Source organism: Achromobacter sp. EB05 (genome assembly GCF_044232075.1).
GTDB lineage: Bacteria > Pseudomonadota > Gammaproteobacteria > Burkholderiales > Burkholderiaceae_B > Achromobacter > Achromobacter dolens.
On record NZ_CP155917.1, the window covers coordinates 5732306 to 5757500 of the forward strand.

The 25195-nt window shown below is 67.8% G+C and carries 19 protein-coding genes; 11 read left to right on the forward strand and 8 right to left on the reverse strand.

Annotation, left to right across the window (positions count from 1 at the left end; all coding sequences use genetic code 11):
• Nucleotides 1-72: 72 nt before the first annotated feature.
• Complete coding sequence (locus tag AAID08_RS26110) at nucleotides 73-999, reverse strand: helix-turn-helix transcriptional regulator (protein ID WP_244976852.1); 927 nt, start codon at nucleotides 997-999, stop codon at nucleotides 73-75.
• Nucleotides 1000-1094: 95 nt separating this feature from the next.
• On the opposite strand from AAID08_RS26110, the gene AAID08_RS26115 reads away from it, so the two are divergent.
• Nucleotides 1095-2540, forward strand: coding sequence for an MFS transporter (locus AAID08_RS26115; protein ID WP_395757111.1), 1446 nt, complete (start codon nucleotides 1095-1097; stop codon nucleotides 2538-2540).
• A 1-nt stretch (nucleotide 2541) separates the two neighbouring features.
• Here AAID08_RS26115 and proC read toward each other — a convergent pair whose 3' ends face one another.
• Together proC and AAID08_RS26125 are read right to left on the reverse strand one after the other, a co-directional pair.
• Nucleotides 2542-3348: a pyrroline-5-carboxylate reductase gene (proC, locus tag AAID08_RS26120; RefSeq protein WP_175189609.1), complete on the reverse strand. Its 807-nt coding sequence runs from the start codon at nucleotides 3346-3348 to the stop codon at nucleotides 2542-2544.
• Nucleotides 3349-3365: 17 nt separating this feature from the next.
• Complete coding sequence (locus AAID08_RS26125; protein ID WP_064525070.1) at nucleotides 3366-4514, reverse strand: alpha-hydroxy acid oxidase; 1149 nt, start codon at nucleotides 4512-4514, stop codon at nucleotides 3366-3368.
• 219 nt (nucleotides 4515-4733) lie between these two features.
• On the opposite strand from AAID08_RS26125, the gene AAID08_RS26130 reads away from it, so the two are divergent.
• From AAID08_RS26130 to dapA, 5 genes are read left to right on the forward strand one after another with little or no spacing between them, the layout of a single operon-like run.
• Nucleotides 4734-6161, forward strand: a complete 1428-nt coding sequence (locus tag AAID08_RS26130; protein WP_054500517.1) for an FAD-binding oxidoreductase — start codon at nucleotides 4734-4736, stop codon at nucleotides 6159-6161.
• Between the two features lie 39 nt (nucleotides 6162-6200).
• The gene (locus tag AAID08_RS26135) at nucleotides 6201-7283 is read left to right on the forward strand and encodes an ABC transporter substrate-binding protein (RefSeq protein ID WP_054500516.1); all 1083 of its coding nucleotides are present in this window, start codon (nucleotides 6201-6203) and stop codon (nucleotides 7281-7283) included.
• A 22-nt stretch (nucleotides 7284-7305) separates the two neighbouring features.
• A complete protein-coding gene (locus AAID08_RS26140) occupies nucleotides 7306-8394 on the forward strand; it encodes an ABC transporter ATP-binding protein (RefSeq protein WP_312477306.1) in 1089 nt (362 codons plus the stop codon).
• A 4-nt stretch (nucleotides 8395-8398) separates the two neighbouring features.
• Nucleotides 8399-10174 (forward strand): ABC transporter permease subunit, encoded by a 1776-nt coding sequence (locus AAID08_RS26145; RefSeq protein WP_175167006.1) that lies wholly within the window; start codon nucleotides 8399-8401, stop codon nucleotides 10172-10174.
• 36 nt (nucleotides 10175-10210) lie between these two features.
• A complete protein-coding gene (dapA, locus tag AAID08_RS26150) occupies nucleotides 10211-11113 on the forward strand; it encodes a 4-hydroxy-tetrahydrodipicolinate synthase (protein ID WP_049076539.1) in 903 nt (300 codons plus the stop codon).
• A 51-nt stretch (nucleotides 11114-11164) separates the two neighbouring features.
• Here dapA and AAID08_RS26155 read toward each other — a convergent pair whose 3' ends face one another.
• The 4 genes from AAID08_RS26155 to AAID08_RS26170 all read right to left on the reverse strand — a co-directional run bounded on the left by AAID08_RS26155 (nucleotide 11165) and on the right by AAID08_RS26170 (nucleotide 15438).
• Nucleotides 11165-11992: an IclR family transcriptional regulator gene (locus AAID08_RS26155; protein WP_054500514.1), complete on the reverse strand. Its 828-nt coding sequence runs from the start codon at nucleotides 11990-11992 to the stop codon at nucleotides 11165-11167.
• 129 nt (nucleotides 11993-12121) lie between these two features.
• A complete protein-coding gene (locus tag AAID08_RS26160; RefSeq protein WP_116791666.1) occupies nucleotides 12122-12901 on the reverse strand; it encodes a phytanoyl-CoA dioxygenase family protein in 780 nt (259 codons plus the stop codon).
• A gap of 171 nt (nucleotides 12902-13072) precedes the next feature.
• Nucleotides 13073-14191 carry an AI-2E family transporter gene (locus AAID08_RS26165; protein WP_054500512.1) on the reverse strand — a complete coding sequence of 373 codons (1119 nt, stop codon included), beginning with the start codon at nucleotides 14189-14191 and terminating at the stop codon, nucleotides 13073-13075.
• Nucleotides 14192-14373: 182 nt separating this feature from the next.
• A complete protein-coding gene (locus AAID08_RS26170) occupies nucleotides 14374-15438 on the reverse strand; it encodes a LysR family transcriptional regulator (RefSeq protein WP_144655639.1) in 1065 nt (354 codons plus the stop codon).
• Between the two features lie 394 nt (nucleotides 15439-15832).
• On the opposite strand from AAID08_RS26170, the gene AAID08_RS26175 reads away from it, so the two are divergent.
• The 3 genes from AAID08_RS26175 to AAID08_RS26185 all read left to right on the forward strand — a co-directional run bounded on the left by AAID08_RS26175 (nucleotide 15833) and on the right by AAID08_RS26185 (nucleotide 21830).
• Nucleotides 15833-17023 (forward strand): efflux RND transporter periplasmic adaptor subunit, encoded by a 1191-nt coding sequence (locus tag AAID08_RS26175; RefSeq protein WP_081273391.1) that lies wholly within the window; start codon nucleotides 15833-15835, stop codon nucleotides 17021-17023.
• Between the two features lie 36 nt (nucleotides 17024-17059).
• On the forward strand, nucleotides 17060-20275 hold the full coding sequence (locus AAID08_RS26180) for an efflux RND transporter permease subunit (protein WP_054500511.1): 3216 nt from the start codon (nucleotides 17060-17062) through the stop codon (nucleotides 20273-20275).
• A gap of 67 nt (nucleotides 20276-20342) precedes the next feature.
• Nucleotides 20343-21830 (forward strand): efflux transporter outer membrane subunit, encoded by a 1488-nt coding sequence (locus AAID08_RS26185; protein ID WP_175167004.1) that lies wholly within the window; start codon nucleotides 20343-20345, stop codon nucleotides 21828-21830.
• Nucleotides 21831-22633: 803 nt separating this feature from the next.
• On the opposite strand, the gene AAID08_RS26190 is transcribed toward AAID08_RS26185, so the two are convergent.
• On the reverse strand, nucleotides 22634-23620 hold the full coding sequence (locus tag AAID08_RS26190) for an IS110 family transposase (protein WP_116793657.1): 987 nt from the start codon (nucleotides 23618-23620) through the stop codon (nucleotides 22634-22636).
• Between the two features lie 374 nt (nucleotides 23621-23994).
• On the opposite strand from AAID08_RS26190, the gene thpR reads away from it, so the two are divergent.
• Together thpR and AAID08_RS26200 are read left to right on the forward strand one after the other, a co-directional pair.
• Nucleotides 23995-24525, forward strand: a complete 531-nt coding sequence (gene thpR / locus AAID08_RS26195) for an RNA 2',3'-cyclic phosphodiesterase (RefSeq protein ID WP_175143389.1) — start codon at nucleotides 23995-23997, stop codon at nucleotides 24523-24525.
• A 56-nt stretch (nucleotides 24526-24581) separates the two neighbouring features.
• Nucleotides 24582-25142 (forward strand): 5'-3'-deoxyribonucleotidase, encoded by a 561-nt coding sequence (locus AAID08_RS26200; RefSeq protein WP_064527370.1) that lies wholly within the window; start codon nucleotides 24582-24584, stop codon nucleotides 25140-25142.
• The last annotated feature ends 53 nt before the right edge of the window (nucleotides 25143-25195 follow it).

Below are 25195 nucleotides of genomic sequence, written 5' to 3' on the forward strand. Positions count from 1 at the left end.
GCGTGGGCGGAAGTGGCGGATCGCCCCGACTATAGAAGCGCGCCGCGCCCCCGCCGTAGAACCACGCGGCGCCTAATCTCTGGAGCCACGCACGGCCGCGCGCGGCTTGCGCGCCAGCCAGCGCGCGAAGGCCATGGCCTGCGGCTCGTCCGGCGCGGGCGCGTACACCACCAGGCGCAGGTGGCGGCTTTCATCGACCGACAGGGTGGAATGCTCGAACGCCACCTCTCCCAGCGTCGGCAGGCGCAGGCTGCGCACGCCCATGCAGGCGCCGTGCACGTCGTGCTCGCGCCACCAGGCCTTGAACTCGGGCGCGACGCGCTCCAGTTCGTCGACCAGTTCGGTGATGTCCGGCGCGCCCGAGGCCGAGGCGAAATCCCGCCGGAAGGTGGACAGCATGGCCGGCGCCTGAGCCGGCCAATCGACGAACAGTTCGCGCATCGCCGGATCCACGAACAGCATCCACAGCAGGTTGCGCCGCCCCGTCGGCTGCGCGCCGAAACCGAACACGCGTTCGGCGGCGGCATTCCACACCACCACGTCCCAGCGCAGGTTGAGGATATAGGCGGGACGCGCGGGCAGGTCGTCCATCAGGCGCCGCACCTGCGGCGGCACGGTGCACCAGGTGCGCCCCGGTTCCGCCGGCGGACGCTGGTGCGCCAGCAGGTACAGGTGGCGCCGTTCCGCCGCGTCCAGCCGCAGCACGCGCGCCAGGTTTTCCAGGAAGGTGGCCGACACGCTGATGTTGCGGCCCTGCTCGAACCAGGTGTACCAGGCCAGGCCGACGCCGGCCAGCGCCGCCACTTCCTCGCGCCGCAGGCCAGGGGTGCGCCGGCGGCCGCCGGCGGGCAGGCCCAGCGCGGCCGGACTCAGGCGCTCGCGGCGCAGCCGCAGGAATTCGGCGAGGTCGCCGCGCGTACGGTCCAGCCGCTGCGCGCCCGTGCCGAGCGCGCCGGTGCGCGGCGCGGGCGCGGCGTCATGCGAAGGGGAACGGGGCATAGGCTATTGCCTTCAGTAATAGCATAAACAGCTAAATTGTATAAGTCTGGAACAGCCCACAGAATAGCGCCAATCCCCACTCCCGCGGCCTGTCCATGCCCTGCGCCACCCTGCCCTCGCCCTGCCCCGACACCTCCGCCCGCCCCGCCACGCCGGGCCCGCTCGGCCTGGCCGTGCTGCTGTCCGGCGGCTTCATCACGATCTTCGACCTGTTCGTGGTCAACGTCGCCATCCCCAGCATGCAGCACACGCTGTCGGCCAGCTTCGCACAGATCAATTTCATCATCGTCGCCTACGAGCTGGCCTATGGCGTGCTGCTGATCGCCGGCAGCCGGCTCGGCGACCGCCATGGCCGCCGGCGCCTGTTCATGCTGGGCATGGCCGGCTTCGCGCTGGCCTCGGCGCTGTGCGGGCTGGCGCCCGATGCCAGCACGCTGATCGGCGCGCGCGTGCTGCAGGGCGTGGCGGCGGCCATGCTGTTCCCGCAGGTCTACGCGCTGATCCGCGTCAGCTACGACGGCCACGCGCGCCGCCGCGCCTTCGGCCTGCTCGGCATGACGCTGGGGCTGGCGGCCATCGCCGGCCAGGTGCTGGGCGGCTGGATCGTGCACGCCGACCTGTTCGGCCTGGCGTGGCGCACGATCTTCCTGGTGAACGTGCCGCTTGGCGTGCTGGCCTGGCGGCTGGCGCGCCACATCCCCGAATCGCGCGACGCCGCCGGCGCGCCGATGGACTGGGGCGGCTCGGCGCTGGTCGGCGCGGGACTGGGCCTGTTGCTGCTGGCGCTGGTCGAAGGCCCGGCGCGCCATTGGCCCGTGTGGACGCTGGCCTGCGGCGCGGCGGCGGTCGCGTTGCTGGCGCTGTTCGTGTGGACGCAGCGCCGCGCCGGCGCCGCCGGGCGCGTGCCGCTGGTCGATATGGCGCTGCTGGCGCAGCCCCGATTCGCGGCAGGCTGCCTGCTGGTGACGCTGGTGTTCTCCACCGCCAGCGCGATGTTCCTGTGCTACGCCCTGCTGTTGCAGACCGGGCTGGGCGTGGACGCGCTGACGGCGGGCGCGGTGTTCGCGCCCGCCAGCGTCGGCTTCGTGGCGGGCTCGATGGCCGCGCCGCGACTCGTGGCGCGCTTCGGCACGCGCGCCATCATGGTGGCCGCGATGCTGTACGGCGGCGCCACGGCCGCGTTGATGTGGCAGGTGGACGCGGCCGGCGCCCTGCTCGCGCCCTGGTCGCTGGTGCCGGCGCTGATCTGGCTGGGCGCCGCGCAGGGTGCGGTCAATACACCGCTGGTCAACCTCGCGCTGGGGTTGGTGCAGGACCATCACGCGGGCATGGCCGCCGGCGTGGTCTCGACGCTGCAACAGGTCGGCGCGGCGCTGGGCGTGTCCGCCGCCGGCATGCTGTTCAGCGGCGCGCTGGACGCGCACGCCGACGCGGCGCTCGGCGATCGCTATGCGCGCGCGTTCGCCAGCGCCATGCAGTTCAACGTGGCGGCGATCGCCGCGTCGGTATTGCTGCTGTGGTGGCTGGGACGGCGGCGCTGACCTAGCCCGCCGACAATTCGCGCGCGCGTTGCTCGGCCTTGAGCGCCGCCTCGGTAATGGCGGGCGCCACGCCCGCCTCGCGCAGATGCGCCAGCGCGGCGTAGGTGGTGCCGCCCTTTGAGGTCACGCGTTCCTGCAGTTCGACCAGGGGCGCTTCGTCGCGCGCGGCCAGCTCGGCCGCGCCGCGAAACGCCGCCACCGACAGGCGACGCGCATCGACCGCGCCAAAGCCCAGCGCCAGCGCCGCCTTTTCCAGCGCCGCCATGAAATGGAACACATAGCCCGGACCGCTGCCGGTCACGGCGGTGACCGCGTCGATCAGGGTTTCGCGATCGACCCAGATGCGCTCGCCCACGGCGGCGAACAACGCGTCCACCTGCTCGCGCTGCGCCGCGCCGCAGGCCTGGCTGGCGTACAGGCCCGTCATGCCCAGCCCGACCTTGGCCGGCGTGTTGGGCATGGCGCGCACGATACGGGCATGGCCGTCCAGCCATTGCGACAGCGCGCTGAGATTGACCCCCGCCGCGATGCTGACCACCGTCGTCTGCGCGCGTAGATGCGCCTGGACTTGCCCGCACGCCTCGCGCAACACCTGCGGCTTGGTCGCCAGCACGCACAGCGCCGCGTCGGCGATCTCGGCGCCGACGCTCTCGCGGCAGTTCACGCCGCGCGCGAGCAGGCCGGCGCGGGTGGGCTCGAAGGGTTCGATCACCAGGAAATCCGCCAACTGGCGGCCCTGTTCGAGCAATCCTTCGATGATGGCGCTGGCCATGTTGCCGCCGCCGATGAAGACGATTTTTTCTTGCATGATCCTGCTTCCTTTCCTCAATCGAAAATGGCCCGGCGCCTGCGCACCGCCGTGGCGTCCAGCGCGCCAATGCGCGTGCGTCCCAGCAACCGCAATGTGTTTTCCAGCTCGGCGCGCAGGATCGCCAGCACCTCGCCCGCGCCGCGCGGCCCGCGGCCCGCCAGCCCATACAGCGGCGCGCGGCCCAGCAGCACCGCGCGCGCGCCCAGCGCCGCCGCCTTGGCGATATCGCTGCCGCGCCGCACCCCGCCATCCACCAGCACTTCGAGCGACTGCCCCAGTTCGGCCGCGACCTCCGGCAGGACTTCGAGCGGGCAGGGAGCGCATTCCAACTGCCTGCCGCCATGGTTGGACAGCACGATGCCGTCCACGCCGCGCGCCTTGGCCCGGCGCGCATCGGCCAGCGTCTGGATGCCCTTGATGACGATGCGGCCGCGCCACCGCCGGCGCAGCCAGTCGATGTCATCCCAGGTCAAGGCCAGGTCCATCTGCCGGCTCAGGGCGGACGCCTGTTCGGAGATGTTCTCCCGCGCGTTGGAACTGACGGCCAGGTTCTTCAGTTGCGGCCCGCCACCGCGCAGCATGCGCCAGCACCAGCCCGGATGCGCCGCCAGGTCCAGCAGCAAGCGGCCGGAAGGACGCAGCGGCAGTTGGAAGCCGTTGCGCTTGTCATGGTCGCGATTGCCATGCACCGGCACGTCGACCGTCAGGAACAGCGCCGTGTAGCCGCTGCCCCAGGCCCGGTCCATCAGGTGTTCGGCGATGCGGCGGTCGCGCTGCACGTACAACTGCAACCACAGCTCGCCCGCGCCCGCCGCGCGCACTTCTTCCAGCAGCGAGGTCGATGCGGTGGACAGCACGAACGGCAGCCCCGCTCGATGCGCGGCGCGCGCCAGGTGCACGTCCGCGTCGGGCCAGAACAGCCCGTTCAGGCCCGTCGGCCCGACGATCGCGGGCATGGCCGCGGCCGCGCCCAGGACGGTGGTTTGCAGATGGCAGTCGGTGACGTCCGCCAGCACCTCGGGCACGAATTCCAGCGCGCCGAAGGCGGCCACGTTGCGCCGCAACGAGGCGCCGTCCTCCGCGCCCCCGTCCAGATAATCGAAGGCCAGCCGCGGCAGTCGCTTGCGCGCCTGCGCCCGGTAATCCATCACGCTGGGCAGCATTTCTCTTCCTTGTTGCCGGGAATCCGATTAAATTACATATCGAACGTATCGATTGTATTTCGATTGTTTTTTAGACGATTGCCCGGATGTTCCGCCCTAGGACATACCCTCAATTCAATCGTTATACGATTACTTAAATCGAAAAGCGATTTAAGTAATCGTATGCTGTGTCTCAACGTGATCGGCTTTTCTACCCCCGATCTCCATGGGACGACAGACATGACCACAGGCACCTCCCTGCTCGATGCGCTCATCCAGGCCTTGGGCGACAGCGCGATCCTGCGCACCGACACCGACATGGCCGGCTACACCGAAGACTGGCGCGGCCGCTACAAGGGCGCGGCGCTCTGCGTGGCCCTGCCGAATTCCACGCAGCAGGTCGCCGACATCGTGCGCCTGTGCAACGCCCACGCCACCCCCGTGCTGCCGCAAGGCGGCAACACCAGCCTGTGCGGCGGCGCGGTGCCGGACGAAGCGGGCCCGCCCCCCGTCATCGTCAATCTCTCCCGCCTGCGCCAGATCCGCCGCGTGGACCCGGCCAACAACTCGATGGAAGTCGAAGCCGGCTGCGTGCTGGCCGCCGTGCAGCAGGCCGCCGCGGAACAAGGCCGCCTGTATCCCATCAGCCTGGGCGCGGAAGGTTCATGCCAGATCGGCGGCACCATCGCCACCAACGCCGGCGGCACCGGCGTGCTGCGCTACGGCAATACGCGCGACAACATCCTGGGCCTGGAGGTCGTGCTGCCCGACGGCTCCATCTGGAACGGCCTGACCGCCCTGCGCAAGAACAATACGGGTTTCGACCTGAAGCACCTGTTCATCGGCGCCGAAGGCACCTTGGGCATCGTGACCGCGGCCGTGCTGAAGCTGCACCCGCTGCCCACCCGCCACGCCATCGCCTGGCTGGCGCCCACCGATCCGCAGGCCGCGCTCGATATCCTGGGCCTGTTCCAGCAGCAGTGCGGCTCGCGCCTGTCCGCCTTCGAGATGATCGACAGCAATCAGTTGGACATCGTCATGGCGCACGTGCCCGGCCGCAAGAATCCGCTCAGTGGCGCGCATCCGTGGCATGTGCTGGTGGAGCTGTCGGACACCGGCGGCGGGACGGAACTGCAGGACGTGCTGCAGCAGATCCTGGAGCAGGCGTCCGAACAGGGCCTGCTGCACGATGCCGTGGTGGCCAGCAACGACAGCCAGCGCGCCGCGCTCTGGGAAGTCCGCCACAGCGTCTCGGAAGGCAACAAGAAAGCGGGCGTGGGCCTGACCACCGACAGCGCGGTGCCCGTCTCGAGCGTGCCGCGATTCATCGCCGCCGCCACCGACGCCGTGCGCCGCCTGGTGCCCGACCTGCCCATCCTGATCGTCGCCCACCTGGGCGACGGCAACGTCCACTTCATTCCGTTTTTCACGTTCGACGCGTGGAACGCGCTGCCCGAGCGCGACGCCATGGCGGCCGCCATCCGCCGCGCCGTCAACGACGTGGCCGATGCGCTGGGCGGCACCTTCAGCGCCGAGCATGGCGTGGGCCGCACGTCGCTGGCCGAAATGGCGCACTACAAGTCCCCGGTCGAACTGGCCATGATGCGCACGCTGAAAGCCAGCTTCGATCCCGCCGCCCTCTTCAATCCCGGTCGCTTGCTGCCCTGAAGCCGCCCTTTCCGTCCGCCGTCCCGCTGGAGCCCTTCCATGAAATCCACCTCCTACAACGCCTCGCGCCGCCGCGCGCTCAAGACCGCCGCCGCCGGCGTCGCCACCCTGGCCATGCCCATGATCTGGACGCCGTCGCGCGCGGCCTCCAAGCGCATCGTCGTGCGCGATGACGGCGGCATCTACAGCAAGGCCTATGGCGCGGTGTTCTACAAGCCGTTCACGGACGCCACCGGCATCCAGGTGGTGGGCGTGCAGGCCAACGCCGAGCCCACCGCGCAGATCCGCAGCATGGTGGACACCGGCAACTACACCTGGGACATGGCCAAGATCAGCCAGCCCGCCATCCTGATGCTCACCGAAGGCGGCAAGGTCTACCTGGAAAAACATGGCCTGGAATCCGACCCGGTCGTGGCCACCATCCCCAAGCAATACATGTCTCCCTATGGCGTGGGCAACAACGTCTACACCACGGTGCTGGCCTATCGCACCGACGCCTTCAAGGGCCGCCGCGCCCCGGCGTCGTGGGCGGACTTCTGGGACGTCAAGAACATCCCCGGCCGGCGCGGCCTGCGCAAGCATCCGTTCGACACCATCGAGGAAGCGTTGATGGCCGACGGCGTGCCGACCGACAAGGTCTACCCCTGCGACATCGACCGCGCCCTGGCCAGCCTGGACAAGATCAAGCCGTCGGTCGATGTGTGGTGGAACACCGGCGCGCAGGTCGAGCAGATGCTGGGCTCCGGCGAAGTCGACATGATCGCCACCTGGGTCTCGCGCGCCCAATCGGCCATCGCCAACGGCGCGCCCGTGCAGATCGTGTGGGACCAGAACATCTGGGGCTGCGACAACTGGTCGATCCTGAAGGGCACGCCCAACGCCGACGCCTGCCGCGAATTCATCAAGTTCGCCTCGGACCCCAAGCGCCAGGCCGCGCTGGTCGAGTTCTTCGCCGCCGGCGTGACCCAACCCGCCGCGTTCGACCACATCAAGCCCGACGTGGCGCGCAATTGCCCCACCCACCCCGACAACATCAAGACCGGCCTGCACATCAACGCCGCCTACTGGCTGGACAAGCAGCGCGACGTGCTCGAGCGCTTCAACGGTTGGGTCTTGAAGTAACACCTTGCATACGCCGAACACCATGTCTTCTTCCAATCTGCAGATCTCGGGCCTGGGCAAGCGCTACGGCGATTTCGTCGCCCTGGCGCCCACGCACCTGGATGTCGCCCGCGGCGAATTCCTGACCCTGCTGGGCCCGTCCGGGTCCGGCAAGACCACGCTGCTGAGCCTGATCGCGGGCCTGGCCAGGCCCGACGAAGGCCGCGTGCTGATCGACGGCAACGACGTCACCCACGGCGCGCCGTACGAGCGGGACATCGGCATGGTGTTCCAGAACTATGCGCTGTTCCCGCACATGACCATCCTGGAGAACATCGCCTTTCCGCTGAAGATGCGCAAGGTGCCGGCGGCCGAGGCGAAGCGGCGCGCGCAGGAAGCGCTGGACATGGTGCGGCTGCCGCAGGTCGGCGCGCGCCTGCCGCGCGAACTGTCGGGCGGCCAGCAGCAGCGCATCGCGCTGGCGCGCTGCATGGTCTACCGCCCCGCGATCATCCTGATGGACGAACCGCTGGGCGCGCTGGACAAGAAGCTGCGCGACCAGATGCAACTGGAGATCAAGCGCATCCACCGCGAACTGGGCACCACCATCGTCTACGTGACGCATGACCAGGAAGAAGCCATGACCATGTCCGACCGCATCTGCCTGATGAATGGCGGCGCGATCGAGCAACTGGGCACGCCAGCCGACCTGTACTTCCGCCCGCGCACCCTGTTCGTGGCGGACTTCCTGGGCGAATCCAACCTGCTGCGGGGCGAGGTCACGGCCATCGACGGCCCCACCTTGACGGTCAAATTGGCGCAGCAGGGCGTCACCGGACAGGCCCTGTCCAACGGCGCCGCGATCAAGGTCGGCCAGAAGGTCACGTTGATGGTGCGGCCACAGAACCTGCAGGCCGGCCCCGCCCGGGAGCACGGCCAGGCCCTGACCGGCAGGCTGCTCGACGTGATGGTGACCGGCAGCCTGACCAAGCTCTATCTGGATTCGGGCGCGCCCGACAGCGCCCCGCTCGTGGTCGCCTACCCGACGCGCCGCCAGGCCGAGCAGTACGCCATCGGCCAGCCGCTGTCGGTGACCTGGCAGGCCGCCGACGCGGTCGCCATCGCGGAGTGACCGCATGAGCCCCCTCGCCCCTCCCCGCAAGCGCATGAGCCAGGGCCGCCGCCATTTCCTCATGGCCGCGCCGCTGGCGATCCTGTTGCTGGTGCTGCTGATCTATCCGGTGGGCCAGTTGCTGCTGCTGAGCTTCTACGGCGACCAGGGCTTCTCGCTGGCGCAATACCACCGGCTGTTCGAGTCGTCGGTGTACGTCAACGTGCTGCTCATCACGCTGAAGATCTCGCTCTGGACGACTTTCTTTGCCGTGGTGGCCGGCTATCCGGTCGCCTACCTGATCTCGAGCCTGTCGGCCCGGCGCAAGACGTCGCTGCTGTTCTGGGTGTTGCTGTCGTTCTGGACCAGCTTCCTGGTGCGCACCTTCGCGTGGGTCGTGCTGCTGGGCCGCAACGGCGTGGTCAACCAGATGCTGCAGGCGCTGGGCATTCTGGATGCGCCGGCCAACCTGCTCTACAACTTCGGCAGCGTGCTGGTCGGCATGGTGCATGCGCTGATGCCGCTGGCGGTGCTGACGATGCTGTCGGTCATGGAGAACATCGACCGCAACCTGCCGCGCGCCGCGTCCACCCTGGGCGCGCGCCCGGGCACCGCGTTCTGGAAGATCTACTTCCCGCTGTCCATGCCCGGCGTGGCCGCCGCGGCCATCATGGTGTTCGTCACCGCCATCGGCTTTTTCATCACCCCGGCGCTGCTGGGCGGCCGCAAGGAGACGATGATCACCCAGATCATCATCGACCAGGTGCAGCAGACCATGAACTGGGAATTCGCCGGCGCGGTGTCGGTGCTGCTGCTGGTGGTGGTGCTGGCCGTGTTCGCGCTGTACGACCGCATATTGGGCCTGTCGACCATGACCGGCGCCGGCGCGTCGCGCCCCCGCGCCTCGGCCAAGCCCGGCCTGGCGCGCCGCGCGGGCGAGGCCCTGCTGGACCTGCTGGCCGCGCTGTCCGACCGCCTGTTCTCGCTGCTGCCCACGCGCCTGCGCCGTTCGGTGTCGGGCACCGGCCAATCGCGCACCCTGTGGTGGATCGTGCTGGCGGTGCTGGCCTTCCTGTCCGCGCCCGCCTTCCTGATGATCCCGCTGTCGTTCGATTCCGGTTCCGGCCTGACCTGGCCGCCCAAGGGCTTTTCGCTGCAGTGGTACGAGCAGATGTTCACGTCGCCGGTATGGATGCAGGCCATCACGCGCTCGCTGGTCGTGGGCGTGGGCACCGGCCTGCTGGCCATGCTGATCGGCACGCCGGCCGCCTTCCTGCTGGTGCGCGCCGACATGCGCGGCAAGTCCGCCATGCTGGCCTTCGTGCTGTCGCCCATCGTGGTGCCGCGCATGATCATCGCGGTGGGCATGTTCTATTTCTTCGCCCGCGTCGGCCTGGTCGGTTCGACCGTCGGCCTGATCCTGGCGCACACGGTGGTGGCGGTGCCGTACGTGGTGATCACCATGATGGCGGTGCTGCGCAACTACGACACGCGCCTGGACCTGGCGGCGCAGAGCCTGGGCGCGGGGCCCTGGTCGACGCTGCGCTTCGTGACCTTCCCGATCCTCGGCGCGGGGCTGATGTCATCGTTCCTGTTCGCTTTCGCGACCTCGTTCGACGAGCTGACGATCGCGCTGTTCGCCTCGGGCGGCCTGAACGCCACCCTGCCCAAGCAGTTCTGGGATGAGGTGACGCTGCAGATCTCCCCGGTGATCGCCGCCGTGTCCACCTGCCTCTTTATCTTCATCGCCGCGCTGATCTGGCTCGCCGACCGGCTGCGCCGCCGCAGCCTGGCGGGCTGAGGCGCGGCGCCGTTTCCCTTCCATCAGGATTTTTCCATGTTGAATGCAAGCCACCTGCGCGGCGTGTTTCCCGCGATTCCCACCCCGGTCAACGCCGACGACACCATCAACGCCCCGGCGGCCCAGGCGCTGATCGCCTACCTGCTCAAGCAGGGCATCGACGGCATCGTGCCGCTGGGCGGCACGGGTGAATACGGTGCTTTGGCGCGGGCCGAACGCATCCGCATGTGCCAGTTGACGGTGGATGCCGTGGCCAAGCGCGTGCCGGTGATCCCCGGCGTGCTGGACCCGGGCTTTCACGACGCCCTGCAGGCCGGCCGCGAGTTCGCCGACGCGGGCGCCGACGCGCTGATGGTGCTGACGCCCTACTACACGACCCCCACCCAGGCCGGCATCCGCGACTATTTCCTGCGCTACGCCGACGCATCGCCGCTGCCGGTGATGATCTACGAGATCCCGTATCGCACGCGCATCGCGATCGCGCCGGAAGTGCTGCACGAACTGTCGCGCCACCCGAACATCATCGGCATGAAGGCCTGCAACACGGACATGTACCACTTCCTGCGCACGGTGGCCGGCGTGGACGAATCGTTCGCCGTGTTCAGCGGCGAGGACACGCTGCTGCCGGTTCACCTGGCCGCCGGCGCCCAAGGCGGCATCGTGGTGACGGCGAGCCTGCTGCCCAAGGCCTGGCGCAAGGTCTATGACCTGGCCGCCGCGGGCCGCACGCGCGACGCCATGCTGCTGCACCGCCGCCTGATCCCGCTGATGAACCTCGCGTTCGCCGAGACCAATCCCGGACCGATGAAGTCCGTGATGGACCTGATCGGCGTCGATGCGCCGGAAGTCCTGGATCCCCTGGTGCAACCCGGGGCCGACCTGCAGGCGTCCTTGCGGGCGGTGGTCAAGCCGTTGCTGGCGGAGTTCGAAGGCGTTTGAGCCAGGCGATTCGGGAAGGACTGGGCGCGATCGATCGACGGCGCCCGGTCCTTACCTCGAATACGCCGAGAACTTGGACTTGGAGATGGACGTGGCCGCCACCTGCACGTGCTGCGCCAACTCCGCCTCGACCCTGGCAACGGTCCATCGCGTCGTCGGCACGGAAATGTTGATCGCCGCCACCGCCAATCCGCGATGATCGATCACCGGCGCCGCCACCGAAATATCTCCCAGCACAGTTTCGTTCACGATGATCGCGTAGCCCTTCTCGGCCACGCGCTGCGCGCGTTCGAGCAGCTTGTCGGGATTGACTTCCGTGTAGGGCGTGATCGGCTCCAGGCGGGTCTGCGCCAGGATTTCGCGGCGCTGCTCATCCGACAGGCGTGACAGGATCGCCGTGCCCGACGCGGTGAAAAAGGCCGGCAGGCGGCTGCCTACGGCGATGTCCACGTTGACCAGGTGATGGCCGGGAAAGCGGGCCACGAACACGATCTCGTGCCCGTCCAGCTCTTGCAGGTTGGTGGTTTCGCCCAGGGTGCGGCTGATGTCCAGCAGATAGGGCGACGCCTTGTCGATCAACTCATTGGCGCGCACGTAGTTGTACGAGAACTGCAGCACCTTCGGCGTCAGTCCGTAATTGCGCGTGTCCGGAATGCGGCGCAGATAGCCCAGCATTTCCAGCGTGTAGACCAGGCGTTGCGTCGCGCTGCGGTCCAGGCCCGACGCGCGCGCGATGTCGGCCAGCGTCATGTGGCGCTTGGGGCCGTCGAAAGCATGCAGCACCTGGAAGGCTTTTTCGGTCGAGCCTACAAACAGCGAAGACCGGGTCTCGGTCGCCGCCTGCGTCTTGTCCGTATTGTCGGGCTTGCTTTTGGGCACGGGAAACAGCCTATTGAGGAAGTAACGTGCGCGCAGGTTGGAGCGCGCGGTTGCCGGCTTGCCGGCGGCAATCGCGCGTATCGCACACCAATTAATTGTAGTTCAATTATTAATAGCTAATCCCGATTATCAAACGCAACCTGCCGCGGCCAGCGGCACGCCCGGCTGGCTTGCCGAGCGGGTGCCCGCCAGCGGATGGCAGGACTGCGGATGATAGGTGTGCACCAGCGACAGCTTGACGCGATCGCTGCGGTTGCCCTGGGCCGCATGCAAAGTGCGGCAATGGAAGAACACCAGGTCGCCAGCGCGCAGCTCGGGGCAGACGGCGCGCGCGATCCATTCGGCGTTTTCGGGCGCATCGTCGCGGAAGAATTTCTTCTCGTCGAACTGCGCCGGCTGGAATGCGGCCGCGTGCGAACCGGGAATGAACGACAGGCCGCCGTTGTCCCAGGTCTCGTCGCCCAGCGCCAGCCAACAGGACACCAGGTCGGTGTCGGAGAACGACCAGTAGCGGATGTCCTGGTGCCAGCCGGTCAGGCTGCCATAGGCCGGATGCTTGGTCATCACACAGTTGTGGTGCACGGTGGACAGCACCGGCGTCTCGCCGAAATAACGGGCCAGCGATTGCCCGATGCGCGCATGGGTGGCCCAGTGCGCGAACAACGGATCGCGCCCGTAGGCGCTGAGCAGGCGCCGCACGGTGAGGCCGCCTTCGGCATTGCGCGACTCGGGCGCGCCGGGATAGCGCAGGTCCGCCTCGTATTCGATGGGCGCGATGTGCTCGCGCAGATGCCGCTCGGCCAGCGCGCGTAGCGCCGCCACCTCGGCGGGGTCGGCGAACTGCCGCGCGACCACGAAACCCTGCTCGCGCAGGACCGCTAACTCATCTTCTTGCAACGACCCGGACATGATGAACCTGCCAACCCCTCAGACCCCGCGGCGTAAGCTGCAAAGCGTCTGCGCACAGGGCAGGCGCGTGCCGGACGAGGCGCCGGCGATCGCGGGAGAGCTAGATTACACCCAAACGCGCGGCTGCTCGGGCGTATTCGCAACAGAACCGGCGGCCGGGCCCCTGGCCCTTCAGGCCTGCCCGCCTGTCGGTGTCTTGTCGGGCAGCGCGCCCGCCTGGATCCGTGCGGTATCGCGTTCGACTTCCTCGTGGTGCACCCACTCGCGCCACACGGCCACCAACAGCGCCATCAGCACCGGGCCGACGAACAGCCCGACGATGCCCATGGTCTTCACGCCGCCCACCAGGCCGAAGAAGGTCGGCAGGAACGGCAGCTTGACCGGGCCGCCCACCAGGCGCGGGCGCAGCGTCTTGTCGACGATGAACAATTCGACGCTGCCCCACACCATCAGCGCGATGCCCGCCACCATGTGGCCGGAACCGACCAGATACAGCGACACCAGCGTGAACGACAGCGGCGCGCCGCCGGGGATCAGCGCCATGAAGCCGGTGACCACGCCCAGCAGCACCGGCGACGGCACGCCCGCGACCCAGTAGGCGATGCCCAGCACCACGCCCTCGCCCAGCGCGATCAGGCCCATGCCGGTGACGGTGGAGTTGATGGTGGCCGGGACCACGCGCGAAAAGCGCTGCCAGCGCGCCGGCAGGATGCGTTCGCCCAGCACATCCAATTGGGCCACCATGCGCACGCCGTCCTTGTAGACGAAGAACAGCGTGATCAGCATGAACAGCACGGTGAGCAGCAGTTGGAACACGTTGCCGGTGGCGGCCAGCACCATGCGGTAGATGTTGCCCAGGTGTTCGCCGCTGACGGCCTCGACCAGCGCGCCCAGCGCATGCGGCTGGCCGATGTAGGCCTGCCAGTATTCGCCGAGGCGGTCGCCGACCACCGGCATCGAGGTGATCCAATTGGGAACGTCGACCCCATGCCGGTTGGCGGCGATGGCCCAGGCGAAGAAGGTGCTGGCTTCCTTAATGGCGTACGACAGCGCCAGCGACAGCGGCACGATCAGCACCACGATCACCACCAGCAGCGCCAGCGACGCGGCCAGCGCGGTGCGGCCGCCGCAGCGCTCGACCAGGCGCTGGTAAAGCGGCCAACTGGCCAGGCCGATGATCAGCGCGGCCAGCGCGGGGACCAGGAAGCCGCTGAGGAAATATACCCCCGCCAACAGGACGAGCAGCAAAAGCCAACGGGCGATCAGGTAGGCGGGGAGTACAGGCTGCATAGAGCGGATCGACAGTGAATGCGTTGAGGCTTTGACTGTCGGACTATACAGACGTTTCGCGAAATACGAGGGACACAAGCCCCGTATTTACTACGGGGTTTCCCGGTGTTGCTGGATTTTGCCGGCGACTTGCCAGCGTGGCGGACGCTTTAGCGCCCGCCACGCGGACCGCCGAGCCCCGTCTACAGGGCGTATTCGGCGGCCTCTTCGCGCGCGGAGCGGCGGCGCGGCATGGGCTCGTTGGCGGCGGCCACGCCGGCCACGGCCATCTGCCTGGCGGGGCTGATCTGGCGCTGCTGGAACACGCCGCAACTGGCGGCGGCCGGATCGGTCTCGTCGCGGCCGCTGAGCAGCGGGCAACTGGCGAACAGTTCGGCCGCCCAGTCGGCGAACGCGCGCACCTTGGGCGAAAGCTGGCGGCTTTGCGGATACAGCACCGAGATCGCGGTGGCGCTGGGCTTCCATTGCGGCAGCACCTCGATCAGCTCGCCCGACTGCAGGTACGGCAGCGCCATGTAGCGCGGCGTCTGGATCAGGCCGAAGCCCTTCAGGCCGCAGTCCAGGTACGCGCCAGCTTCGTTCACCGCCACGGTGCCACGCATGTCCACTTCCTGGTGCTTGCCGTCGATCTTGAAGTCCCAGGCGCAGTTGCGGCCGGTGCGGCTGGAGAAATAATGCACCGCGTGGTGGTTGCGCAGTTCCTCGATGGTCTGCGGCATGCCGTGGCGGGCGACGTAGGTCGGCGAGGCGCAGGTCACGGTCTGCAGCGTGCCGATGCGGCGCGCCACCAGGCTGGAATCCTCCAGGTCGCCGGCGCGGATGACGCAGTCGACGGCCTCCTGCACCATGTCCACCGGCCGGTCGCCCAGGCCGAGCACCAGCTCGACGTCGGGGTACTTGTCGTGGAAATCACACAATGAGGGAATCAGGATCAGCCGGCCGATACAGGTCGGTACGTCGATGCGCAGCCGCCCCTTCAGGCGCAGCGCCGCTTCCTGGAAGCAGGCCTCGGTTTCCTCGACGTCGGCCAGGATGCGCACGCAGTGCTGGTAATAGCCGGCGCCATCAGGCGTAAGGCCGATGCGGCGGGTGGTGCGGTTGAGCAGGCGCACGCCCAGCAGGCGTTCGAGGTTCTGGATGATGGTGGTGACGGTGGTGCGCGGAAGCGAGAGGCTGTCGGCCGCCCGGGTGAAGCTATTGGCGTCCACGACGCGCACAAACACCTGCATAGCCTGAAAACGGTCCATGGCGACGGTGTCCTTTAAGGGCAATTTGGTCGGGGTGTACGGAGCATAACCCGAAACCGCCCGGGATTAGACAAATCCACCGAACAGTGTTGCCGAGATAGCAGTGTTTATCCGCGCCCGTAAAACACTCAGAATGCAAACCATCTTGAAGTGCCCGTGCCGCCCGGCGCCATCCCAGGGCCTGTCAATCCTCAGATTCCGATCCCGGTAAAACCCGTCCCCAAATAGACGGATTTCACCAGGGAAGCGTAACCGCGTTGCATGTTGCACTGCAATATGACATCGGTGTTTCAGGACTGCCAGACCCGCCGCGATGCCCGCCCCCGCCGCCTCCCCGCCCCCCCGCGGTCCCCGGCAAGCGCGCTTCACCCCGACATCACCCACAAGGAACATCATGGTTTCGCGTAATCGTATTGCTATGCTCGTCGTTTTCGCGGCCGTCATCGCGGCCGGCGGTGGCTACGCCCTGTTTCGCGCCCCGGCGGGCGCCAATGCGGCCCAGGCGCAGGGCGCGCCCGCCGCGCCCCCTGTCGAAGTGGCGGAAGTGGTCAACAAGACCATCGTCGACTGGCAGCGCTATTCCGGCCGCCTGGAAGCCATCGACCGCGTGGACATCCGTCCGCTGGTCTCCGGCACCCTGACCGCCGTGCACTTCCAGGACGGCAGCATCGTCAAGAAGGGCGACGTGCTGTTCACCATCGATCCGCGCCCCTACGCGGCCGAAGTGGACCGCGCCGCCGCCGCCCTGACCGCCGCCAAGGCCCGCGCCTCGTATACGGCCACCGAACTGGCGCGCGGCCAGCGCCTCTTGGCCGACAACGCCATCGCCCGCCGCGACTTTGAGGAAAAGCAGAACGCCGCGCGTGAAGCCGCGGCCAACCTGCAGGGCGCGCAGGCCGCGCTCGACTACGCCAAGCTCAACCTGGGCTACACCCGCATCGAGGCGCCGGTCGCCGGCCGCGTGTCGCGCGCGGAAGTCACCGTGGGCAACGTGGTCGCCGCCGGCGCCACCTCGGTGCCGCTGACCACACTGGTGTCGGTCTCGAAGATGTACGCCTCGTTCGACGTCGACGAACAGACCTTCCTGAAGTACGTGAACCCGGCCCGCAACGGCAAGGCCGGCTCGGTGCCGGTCGAGCTGGGCCTGGCCAACGAGGAAGGCTATTCGCGCACCGGCTTCGTGCAATCGGTGGACAACCGCCTGGACGCCACGTCCGGCACCATCCGCGTGCGCGCCGAGTTCGACAACGCCGACGGCACCCTGCTGCCCGGCCTGTACGCCCGCATCCGCCTGGGCGGCAGCGAGCCGCGCAGCGCCGTGCTGATCGACGAGAAGGCCATCGGCACCGACCAGGACAAACGCTACGTGCTGGTGCTGGACGACAAGAACCACGCCAACTACCGCCAGGTCAAGCTGGGCGCCAACCAGGAAGGCCTGCGGGTCGTGGACTCCGGCCTGGCCCCAGGCGAACGCATCGTGGTCAATGGCTTGCAGCGCGTGCGCCCCGGCGACGCCGTGAGCCCGACCGTGGTGCCGATGGTCGCGGCGCAACGCAACCCGGTCAAGACGGCGGCCGCCAACTAAGCCGCCGGTGAACCGCAAAGCAGAACGAGAACGTTCATGAATATCTCGAAATTCTTCATCGACCGGCCGATCTTCGCCGGGGTGTTGTCCGTGCTGGTGTTGCTGGGCGGCCTGCTGGCCATGTTCCAGTTGCCGATCTCGGAATACCCGGAAGTGGTTCCGCCCTCGGTGGTGGTGCGCGCGCAGTATCCGGGCGCCAACCCCAAGGTCATCGCCGAAACCGTCGCCTCGCCGCTGGAGGAATCCATCAACGGCGTGGAAAACATGCTGTACATGCAGTCGCAGGCCAACAGCGACGGCAACCTGACGCTGACCGTCAACTTCAAGCTGGGCGTGGATCCGGACAAGGCGCAGCAACTGGTGCAGAACCGCGTGTCGCAGGCGCTGCCGCGCCTGCCGCCGGACGTGCAGCGGCTGGGCGTCACGACCACCAAGAGCTCGCCCACCCTGACGCTGGTGGTGCACCTGATCTCGCCCAACGACCGCTACGACATCACCTACCTGCGCAACTACGCGATCCTGAACATCAAGGACCGCCTGGCGCGCATTACCGGCGTGGGTGAAGTGACGGTGTGGGGCGCGGGCAACTACTCGATGCGCGTGTGGCTCGACCCGCAGAAGGTCGCGCAGCGCGGCATGACCGCCGCCGAAGTGGTCGCGGCCATCCGCGAGCAGAACGTGCAGGTCGCCGCCGGCGTGATCGGCGCTTCCCCCACCCAGGGCGACGTGCCGCTGCAACTGAACGTGAATGCGCGCGGCCGCCTGCAGACCGAAGAGGAATTCCGCGACATCATCCTCAAGACCTCGCCCGACGGCGCCGTGACGCACCTGTCCGACGTGGCCCGCGTGGAACTGGATGCCCAGGAATACGGCCTGCGTTCGCTGCTGGACAACAAGCAGGCGGTGGGCATGGGCATCATGCAATCGCCGGGCGCCAACGCGCTGGACGTGTCGTCGCAAGTGCGCGCCGCCATGGTCGAGCTGGCCCAGGACTTCCCGCCGGGCGTGGAATACCGCATCGAATACGACCCGACCCAGTTCGTGCGTTCCAGTATCGAGGCCGTGGTGCACACGCTGCTGGAAGCCATCGCCCTGGTGGTGCTGGTAGTTATCCTGTTCCTGCAGACCTGGCGCGCGTCCATCATCCCGCTGCTGGCGGTGCCGGTGTCGATCGTGGGTACGTTCGGCCTGCTGTTGATGTTCGGCTATTCCATCAACGCCCTGTCGTTGTTCGGGATGGTGCTGGCCATCGGGATCGTGGTCGACGACGCGATCGTGGTGGTGGAAAACGTCGAGCGCAACATCGCGGCGGGCCTGAGCCCGCGGGATGCAACCTATCGCGCCATGCGCGAGGTGAGCGGCCCCATCATCGCCATCGCGCTGACGCTGTGCGCGGTGTTCGTGCCGCTGGCGTTCATGACGGGCCTGACCGGCCAGTTCTACAAGCAGTTCGCCATGACCATCGCCATCTCGACGGTGATCTCGGCCTTCAACTCGCTGACGCTGTCGCCGGCCCTGTCGGCCCTGCTACTCAAGAGCCACCACGACAAGCCGGACTGGCTGACGCGGGGCATGAACCGCGTGTTCGGCCGCTTCTTCAACTGGTTCAACAACATGTTCGGCCGCGCCTCGGAGAACTACGGCGTGGGCGTGTCCGGCGTGATCCGCCGCAAGGCCGGCGCCATGGGCGTCTATGCGGTGCTGGTGGCCGCCACCATCGGCGTGTCGTACCTGGTTCCCGGCGGCTTCGTGCCGGCGCAGGACAAGCAGTACCTGATCGGCTTCACGCAGTTGCCCAACGGCGCCTCGCTGGACCGCACCGAAGAGGTGATCCGCCAGATGAGCGACATCGCCCTGAAGGAGCCTGGCGTGCAGAGCGCCATCGCCTTCCCGGGCCTGTCGATCAACGGCTTCACCAACAGCTCGAGCGCCGGCATCGTGTTCGTGACGCTCAAGCCGTTCGAAGAGCGCAAGGGCGCGGCGCTGTCGGGCAACGCCATCGCCGCGTCGCTGAACCAGAAGTTCGGCGCCATCCAGCAGGCGTTCATCGCCGTGTTCCCGCCCCCGCCGGTGCTCGGCCTGGGTACGCTGGGCGGCTTCAAGCTGCAACTGGAAGACCGCTCGGCGCTGGGCTATGCCGAGCTGGACAAGGCCAAGCAGGCGTTCCTGGCCAAGGCGCGCCAGACGCCCGAACTGGGCCCGGCGTTCTCGAGCTACGAGATCAACGTGCCGCAGTTGGACGTCGACCTGGACCGGGTCAAGGCCAAGCAGTTGGGCGTGCCGGTGACGGAAGTGTTCGACACCATGCAGATCTACCTCGGTTCGATGTACGTCAACGACTTCAACCGGTTCGGTCGCGTGTTCCAGGTGCGGGCCCAGGCGGATGCGCCGTTCCGCGCCCACGCCGACGACATCCTGCAGCTCAAGACCCGCAATGCGGCGGGTGACATGGTGCCGCTGTCGTCGCTGGTGACGGTCAAGCAGACCTTCGGTCCGGAAATGGTGGTGCGCTACAACGGCTACACCGCCGCCGACATCAACGGCGGTCCGGCCCCGGGCTACTCGACCAACCAGGCGCAGGCCGCGGCCGAGCGCGTGGCGGCGGAAACCCTGCCGCGCGGCGTGAAGTTCGAGTGGACCGACCTGACGTACCAGCAGATCCTGGCGGGCAACGCCGGCCTGTGGGTGTTCCCGATCAGCGTGCTGCTGGTGTTCCTGGTGCTGGCCGCGCTGTATGAAAGCCTGACCCTGCCGCTGGCCGTGATCCTGATCGTGCCGATGAGCATTCTGGCGGCACTGACGGGCGTCTACCTGACGGGCAACGACAACAACATCTTCACCCAGATCGGCTTGATGGTGCTGGTGGGGCTGTCGGCGAAGAACGCGATCCTGATCGTGGAATTCGCCCGCGAGCTGGAAATGAACGGCCGCTCGCCGCTGGAAGCCGCAATCGAGGCCAGCCGCCTGCGCCTGCGTCCGATCCTGATGACGTCGATCGCCTTCATCATGGGGGTGGTGCCGCTGGTGCTGTCGTCCGGCGCCGGTTCGGAAATGCGCCACGCCATGGGGGTCGCGGTGTTCTTCGGCATGCTCGGCGTGACGCTGTTCGGCCTGTTCCTGACGCCGGTGTTCTACGTGCTGCTGCGTTCGATGGGCGGCAAGAAATTGCACTCGGCCGCGCCGCACGAAGCGCCCGTGTGCGTGCCGCACATCGACCCGCACGCGCCGCCCGCGCCGCAGCACAACGCCTGATCCGGCCCGCAAAAATAGCCAGCGCGTCCCGTCCCGAACGGCGGGGCGCGCGCCCAAGAGAATCGTCATGAAGACCAAAAGACTGATCCGCGGTTCCGCCCTGCTTGCCGTCCTGCTCGTGCTGGCCGGCTGCGCGGTGGGTCCGACCTACGAACGGCCCGCGGCCGCCACGCCGGCGGCCTACAAGGAAGCCGCCCTGCCCGCCTCGGAAGCGGGCACCTGGAAGACCGCCCAACCCTCGGAAGAGCAGTTGCGCGGCGAATGGTGGAAGGTGTTCGGCGACGAAGGCCTGAACCAGTTGCAGGAGGAGGCCCTGAAGGCCAACCAGAACCTGCAGGCCGCCGCCGCCCGCCTGACGCAGGCCCGCGCGCTGCAACGCGAGGCCCGCGCCGGCTTCTTCCCCAGCCTGGACGCGGGCTTCGGCCCGAACCGCCAGCGCCCCTCGGCGGTGTCGCAAGGCCTGCCTGACGGCACGCCGACGCGGCCGGTGACCACCTGGCGCGCGCAAGGCACGGTGTCGTACGAGGCCGACCTGTTCGGCCGCGTCGCCTCCACCGCCGACGCCGCCACCGCCGATGCGCAGCAGAGCGAGGCGCTGTACCGCTCGGTGCTGCTGGCGCTGCAGGCCGATGTCGCCACCACCTATTTCCTGGTGCGCGAGCAGGACGCCGAAGCCGCGCTGTACCGCCAGACGGTGCAACTGCGCACCGAGACGCTGCAACTGATCCAGCGCCGCTATGACGCGGGCGACATCAGCGAGCTGGACCTGGCGCGCGCCAAGGCCGAGCTGGCCTCGGCCCAATCGGAAGCGCTGGGGATCGACCGCCGCCGCGCCGCCGGCGAACACGCGCTGGCCGTGTTGCTGGGCCGCGCGCCGTCGGAGTTCGCGATGCCGCCCAAGCCGATCGAGAAGGTGGCGCTGTCGATCCCGGCCGGCCTGCCGTCGACGCTGCTGGAACGCCGCCCCGACATCGCCGCGGCCGAGCGCGCCATGGCTGCCGCCAATGCCCGTGTGGGCGCGGCCAAGTCGGCGTTCTTCCCGCGCCTGGACATCACGGGCGCGTTCGGCTACGAGTCGTCGGAGCTGGGCAACCTGTTCCAATGGTCGAGCCGCACGTTCCTGCTGGGCCCGCTGGTCGGCGCCGCGCTGTCGATGCCGATCTTCGACGGCGGCCGCCGCCAGGCCGGCCTGGACCGCGCCCGCGCGGTGTACGAGGAAGACGTGGCGGTGTACCGCCAGACGGTCCTGAACGCCTTCCGCGAAGTCGAGGACAACCTGTCCAACCTGCGCATCCTGGCCGACCAGACCCGCGCGCAGGACGCCGCGGTGGAGGCCTCGGCCCGCGCCGCCAAGCTCTCGCACACGCAATACCGCGAAGGCTCGATCAGCTATCTCGACGTGATCGAGGCGGACCGCAGCGTGCTGCTGCAGCAGCGGGTGGCGGTGCAGTTGAGCGGCGAGCAGGCGCGGTCGGCGGTGGATCTGATTCGGGCGATCGGGGGCGGGTGGGGGAATCCGGTGCCTGGGGCGGAGGCTGTGGCGGCCAATCGTTAGTTGTTCATTGCTCGAGCATTGCGTTAGGTGCTGTTAGCGATGATGAGTCGGTCTTCGTAGGTCGCCCCTCGGGCGGGCGGACCCGATGGCGGGCGCCCACGATTGCGGTCCGGAGCGTTCGCTCCGGACTTCCCCTGCCTCATCCTCGTCCTCGCCTTCGGCGACTCCTTCGGATTCCGTCGGGCGCATCGAGGTTGCCCGCCATCGGGGCCGTCCGCCCGAGGGGCTACGAGCGTCTGGGCTTGTCGCGCTGCTAGAGCCGGGTGCGGGGAAGGGAATTTGCGGGGCTGCCCATCGCGGCCGCGCGGGCGGCCACGATAGGCGTCTGTGCATCTGAAAGTGAAGCGGGTGCGCTGCGCGCGGGTGGCGAGCGGTTTTCTGGTGGTTCCGCTCCGAAGGGGGAGGCGGTAATGGCGGCGCGTTGAGGGCTGGCTTGCGCGTGACGAGCGCGTGCGCCGCCGACAACAGTCGTGGTGCTGGCAGCCGCGCAATCGCACCGGATAGCGCCCTTTTCGTGGTGCCGATAGCCGTGCAATAGCATCGGATGGGGGGCCTTTCCACACGCGAGAGCGTCATCATCCCGACGCAAGACACCACGTAAGCCGCAAAAGGCCGCCCGCGCGGCCGGCTTGCGGCGGGCCCCGCAAGACCCTCCCTCCAGCTCCGATGTGCGCCAAAACGCCAAGCACACAGCTCGCCCCAGAGACCGTCATTACGTCTCATCGCGAGCGCGTGGCGGGGTCGGTGGGGATGGCGGGGCGTGTAGATGCGCCCGGCGGAAACCGTAGATACCGTCTTGGCCGTCAAGTAGAAAAAGCGTAGTCAGGTCTGTAAGGCTGCCGCGTCTTGAGCACACCGAAGCACAGATGTACCACCTTGCGCATGCAAGCACCCAGCGCCGACATCTTGGTCTTGCCCGCCGCCAGCAGCCGTTGATATAACGCCCGCACATGGGGGTTGTGTTTGGAAGCAACAACGCCGGCCATATACACCTTGGCCCGTACATCAGCGGGACCTGCCTTGGACATGCGGCTGCGCCCGCGTAGCGACGTGCCCGACTGTCTCCGCACCGGCACCAGGCCTAGATATGCCGCCAGATCCTCGGCGCACTTGAACTGGTGCATGCGCATCACTCGCAGCATGGTTCTGGCCACCTTCGGGCCGACCCCGGGGATGGAGGACAACAGCTTGGTGTCGTCCTTCAGGTCAGGGTGCCGGTCGATGTGGTCATCGATGGCCTTCTCCAGGCGAGCGATCTCCTTGTCATAGAAGCTCAGGGTGTCACTGATCGAACGCTCCACCAGCTCCGAGGCCGAACTGGCCTCGATCTTCTCTTGGCGGTTCATCGTGCGCAGCCGATCCTTGGACAGCGCGTCCAGCTGGGTAATCAAGGCGCGTAGCTCGCGCACATGTGCCGGCGGGGGCTGCCAAGCACCAGGCCTCATCGCCACGCCATAACGAGCCAACACCAGGCTATCGAGTGCATCTGTCTTGGAGCGCATCGCCATTGCCCGACTGAAGTCGTGCACGCTGGCCGGGTTGGCGATCGACACCGCGATGCCGCCGTCATGCAGCGTCGTGGCGGCCTGCTCGTGATACGGGCCCGTGGCTTCCAGCACGGCATGGGCCTGGTCGGCTCCCACCCCGTGCTTGGCGCACCATCGAACCAGTTCGTGCACTCCGTCCCGACTATTAGGCACAACCTTGCTCTTGCGCTTGTCGTTCTCTGGATCCAGCAACAACGTGCAGTCCAGCTTCAGCTTGGAGACATCAATACCCAGATAGATCATCGTTCATACCCCCTCATACAAGAAAGTATGCCAACTGCGCCCACTTACCTTGTGCATGCAGGGTCAATCAGCCCTAGGCTACCGTCCAGTGTCCGCGATGGCGTCAGAGGTGAGAGACAGGGGTTTGGTCTACGGAACAGGGTTAAGTCCCTCGGGAGCCAAAGAAACTCACCTGCCTCTCATGGAATGGTAGCTAACCATCCCAGGGATCAAGATACAAGGGAGCCGAAGGCGGACGAGGATGACGAAGGGGCAGTCCGGAGCGAACGCTCCGGACCGCAATCGTAGCCCCGCCATCCCCCACCGACCCCGACACGCGCGCCTCAAGAACCTACTCCATTCGCGACAACCAACAACACCCTACAATCTCCGCCATGTCGACCCTCCGCCTCTTCTACGCCCTCTGGCCCGAGCCTGACCTGGCTGACACGCTATCCACCTGGGCCGCCCAGGCCCAGCCGCACAGCCATGGCCGCGCCATGCGCACGGAAACCCTGCACATGACGCTGGCCTTCCTGGGCTCCGTGGAAAAGGAGATCGCCGACGAACTCATCGACGCCACCCCCTACCATCGCCTGCAGCCCGGCACCGTCATCCTGGACCGTTACGGCGTCTTCGCCCGCCCCCGCATTCTCTGGGCCGGGCCCGCGCAGACTCCGGATTCGCTGCAGGCCAGCCACGACGGCCTGTGGCTCTGGCTGTCGGCGTTCGGCTTCGCGCCGCCGACGCAGCCCTTCCGCCCCCACGTCACGCTGCTGCGCAACATCGAGCGCAACGACCCGCCGGCCGACGCCCCGCCGCCCGTGACCTGGCGCTATGACCGCATGGTGCTGGTGGCGTCCGAATCCACCGAGGGCGGCAGCCGCTACCGCGTCGTCGCCCGTTCGAAACCGCAGCCGGACTGAGGCCACGACCCGGTGCTCTGGCACAATCGAGCGCGTCGCAACGACTTAGGATCTCCATGATCATCCTGCTCGACCAAGACGGCGTGCTGGCCGACTTCGAACATGCCTTCATCGACGCCTGGCGCGCGCGCCACCCCGGCATCGCGCCGGTGGCGTTCGAGGACCGCAAGTCCTTCTACATCCGCGAGGACTACGCGCCCGAGCTGCGCGGCATGGCCGAGGCCATCTACACCGCGCCCGGCTTCATCCGCAACCTGCCGCCGGTGCCGGGGGCGCTGGAAGCCGTGAAGGAACTGCTGGCGCTGGGCTTGGACGTGCGCATCTGCACCTCGCCGCTGTCGCAGTTCGAGAACTGCGTCGCCGAGAAATACCTGTGGGTCGAGAAGCACCTGGGACGGGAGGCCACCAGCCGGCTGATCCTGACCAAGGACAAGACCCTGGTGCACGGCAATCTGCTGATCGACGACAAGCCGTTGATACAAGGCGCCGTCAAGCCGCGCTGGAAGCACATCCTGTTCGACGCGCCCTACAACCGCCAGGTCACCGACCGTCCGCGCATCACCTGGGGCAACTGGCGCAACGTGCTGGCGGGCGAGCTGTATACGGCCGACGAATGACGGCCGGATGACATCCTGACGGCGGGGTGGCCGGCCCTGTTCAGCGGCCGGGG

What these genes read in the sequence shown, in the direction of transcription:
- AAID08_RS26130 (WP_054500517.1), top strand. Translation starts at nt 4,734, where the DNA reads ATGACCACAGGCACCTCCCTGCTCGATGCGCTCATCCAGGCCTTGGGC.
- AAID08_RS26140 (WP_312477306.1), top strand. Translation starts at nt 7,306, where the DNA reads ATGTCTTCTTCCAATCTGCAGATCTCGGGCCTGGGCAAGCGCTACGGC.
- AAID08_RS26165 (WP_054500512.1), bottom strand. Translation starts at nt 14,191, where the DNA reads ATGCAGCCTGTACTCCCCGCCTACCTGATCGCCCGTTGGCTTTTGCTG.
- AAID08_RS26200 (WP_064527370.1), top strand. Translation starts at nt 24,582, where the DNA reads ATGATCATCCTGCTCGACCAAGACGGCGTGCTGGCCGACTTCGAACAT.
- AAID08_RS26185 (WP_175167004.1), top strand. Translation starts at nt 20,343, where the DNA reads ATGAAGACCAAAAGACTGATCCGCGGTTCCGCCCTGCTTGCCGTCCTG.
- AAID08_RS26110 (WP_244976852.1), bottom strand. Translation starts at nt 999, where the DNA reads ATGCCCCGTTCCCCTTCGCATGACGCCGCGCCCGCGCCGCGCACCGGC.
- AAID08_RS26115 (WP_395757111.1), top strand. Translation starts at nt 1,095, where the DNA reads ATGCCCTGCGCCACCCTGCCCTCGCCCTGCCCCGACACCTCCGCCCGC.
- AAID08_RS26170 (WP_144655639.1), bottom strand. Translation starts at nt 15,438, where the DNA reads ATGGACCGTTTTCAGGCTATGCAGGTGTTTGTGCGCGTCGTGGACGCC.
- AAID08_RS26145 (WP_175167006.1), top strand. Translation starts at nt 8,399, where the DNA reads ATGAGCCCCCTCGCCCCTCCCCGCAAGCGCATGAGCCAGGGCCGCCGC.
- AAID08_RS26125 (WP_064525070.1), bottom strand. Translation starts at nt 4,514, where the DNA reads ATGCTGCCCAGCGTGATGGATTACCGGGCGCAGGCGCGCAAGCGACTG.
- AAID08_RS26135 (WP_054500516.1), top strand. Translation starts at nt 6,201, where the DNA reads ATGAAATCCACCTCCTACAACGCCTCGCGCCGCCGCGCGCTCAAGACC.
- AAID08_RS26180 (WP_054500511.1), top strand. Translation starts at nt 17,060, where the DNA reads ATGAATATCTCGAAATTCTTCATCGACCGGCCGATCTTCGCCGGGGTG.
- dapA (WP_049076539.1), top strand. Translation starts at nt 10,211, where the DNA reads ATGTTGAATGCAAGCCACCTGCGCGGCGTGTTTCCCGCGATTCCCACC.
- AAID08_RS26175 (WP_081273391.1), top strand. Translation starts at nt 15,833, where the DNA reads ATGGTTTCGCGTAATCGTATTGCTATGCTCGTCGTTTTCGCGGCCGTC.
- thpR (WP_175143389.1), top strand. Translation starts at nt 23,995, where the DNA reads ATGTCGACCCTCCGCCTCTTCTACGCCCTCTGGCCCGAGCCTGACCTG.
- AAID08_RS26190 (WP_116793657.1), bottom strand. Translation starts at nt 23,620, where the DNA reads ATGATCTATCTGGGTATTGATGTCTCCAAGCTGAAGCTGGACTGCACG.
- proC (WP_175189609.1), bottom strand. Translation starts at nt 3,348, where the DNA reads ATGCAAGAAAAAATCGTCTTCATCGGCGGCGGCAACATGGCCAGCGCC.
- AAID08_RS26160 (WP_116791666.1), bottom strand. Translation starts at nt 12,901, where the DNA reads ATGTCCGGGTCGTTGCAAGAAGATGAGTTAGCGGTCCTGCGCGAGCAG.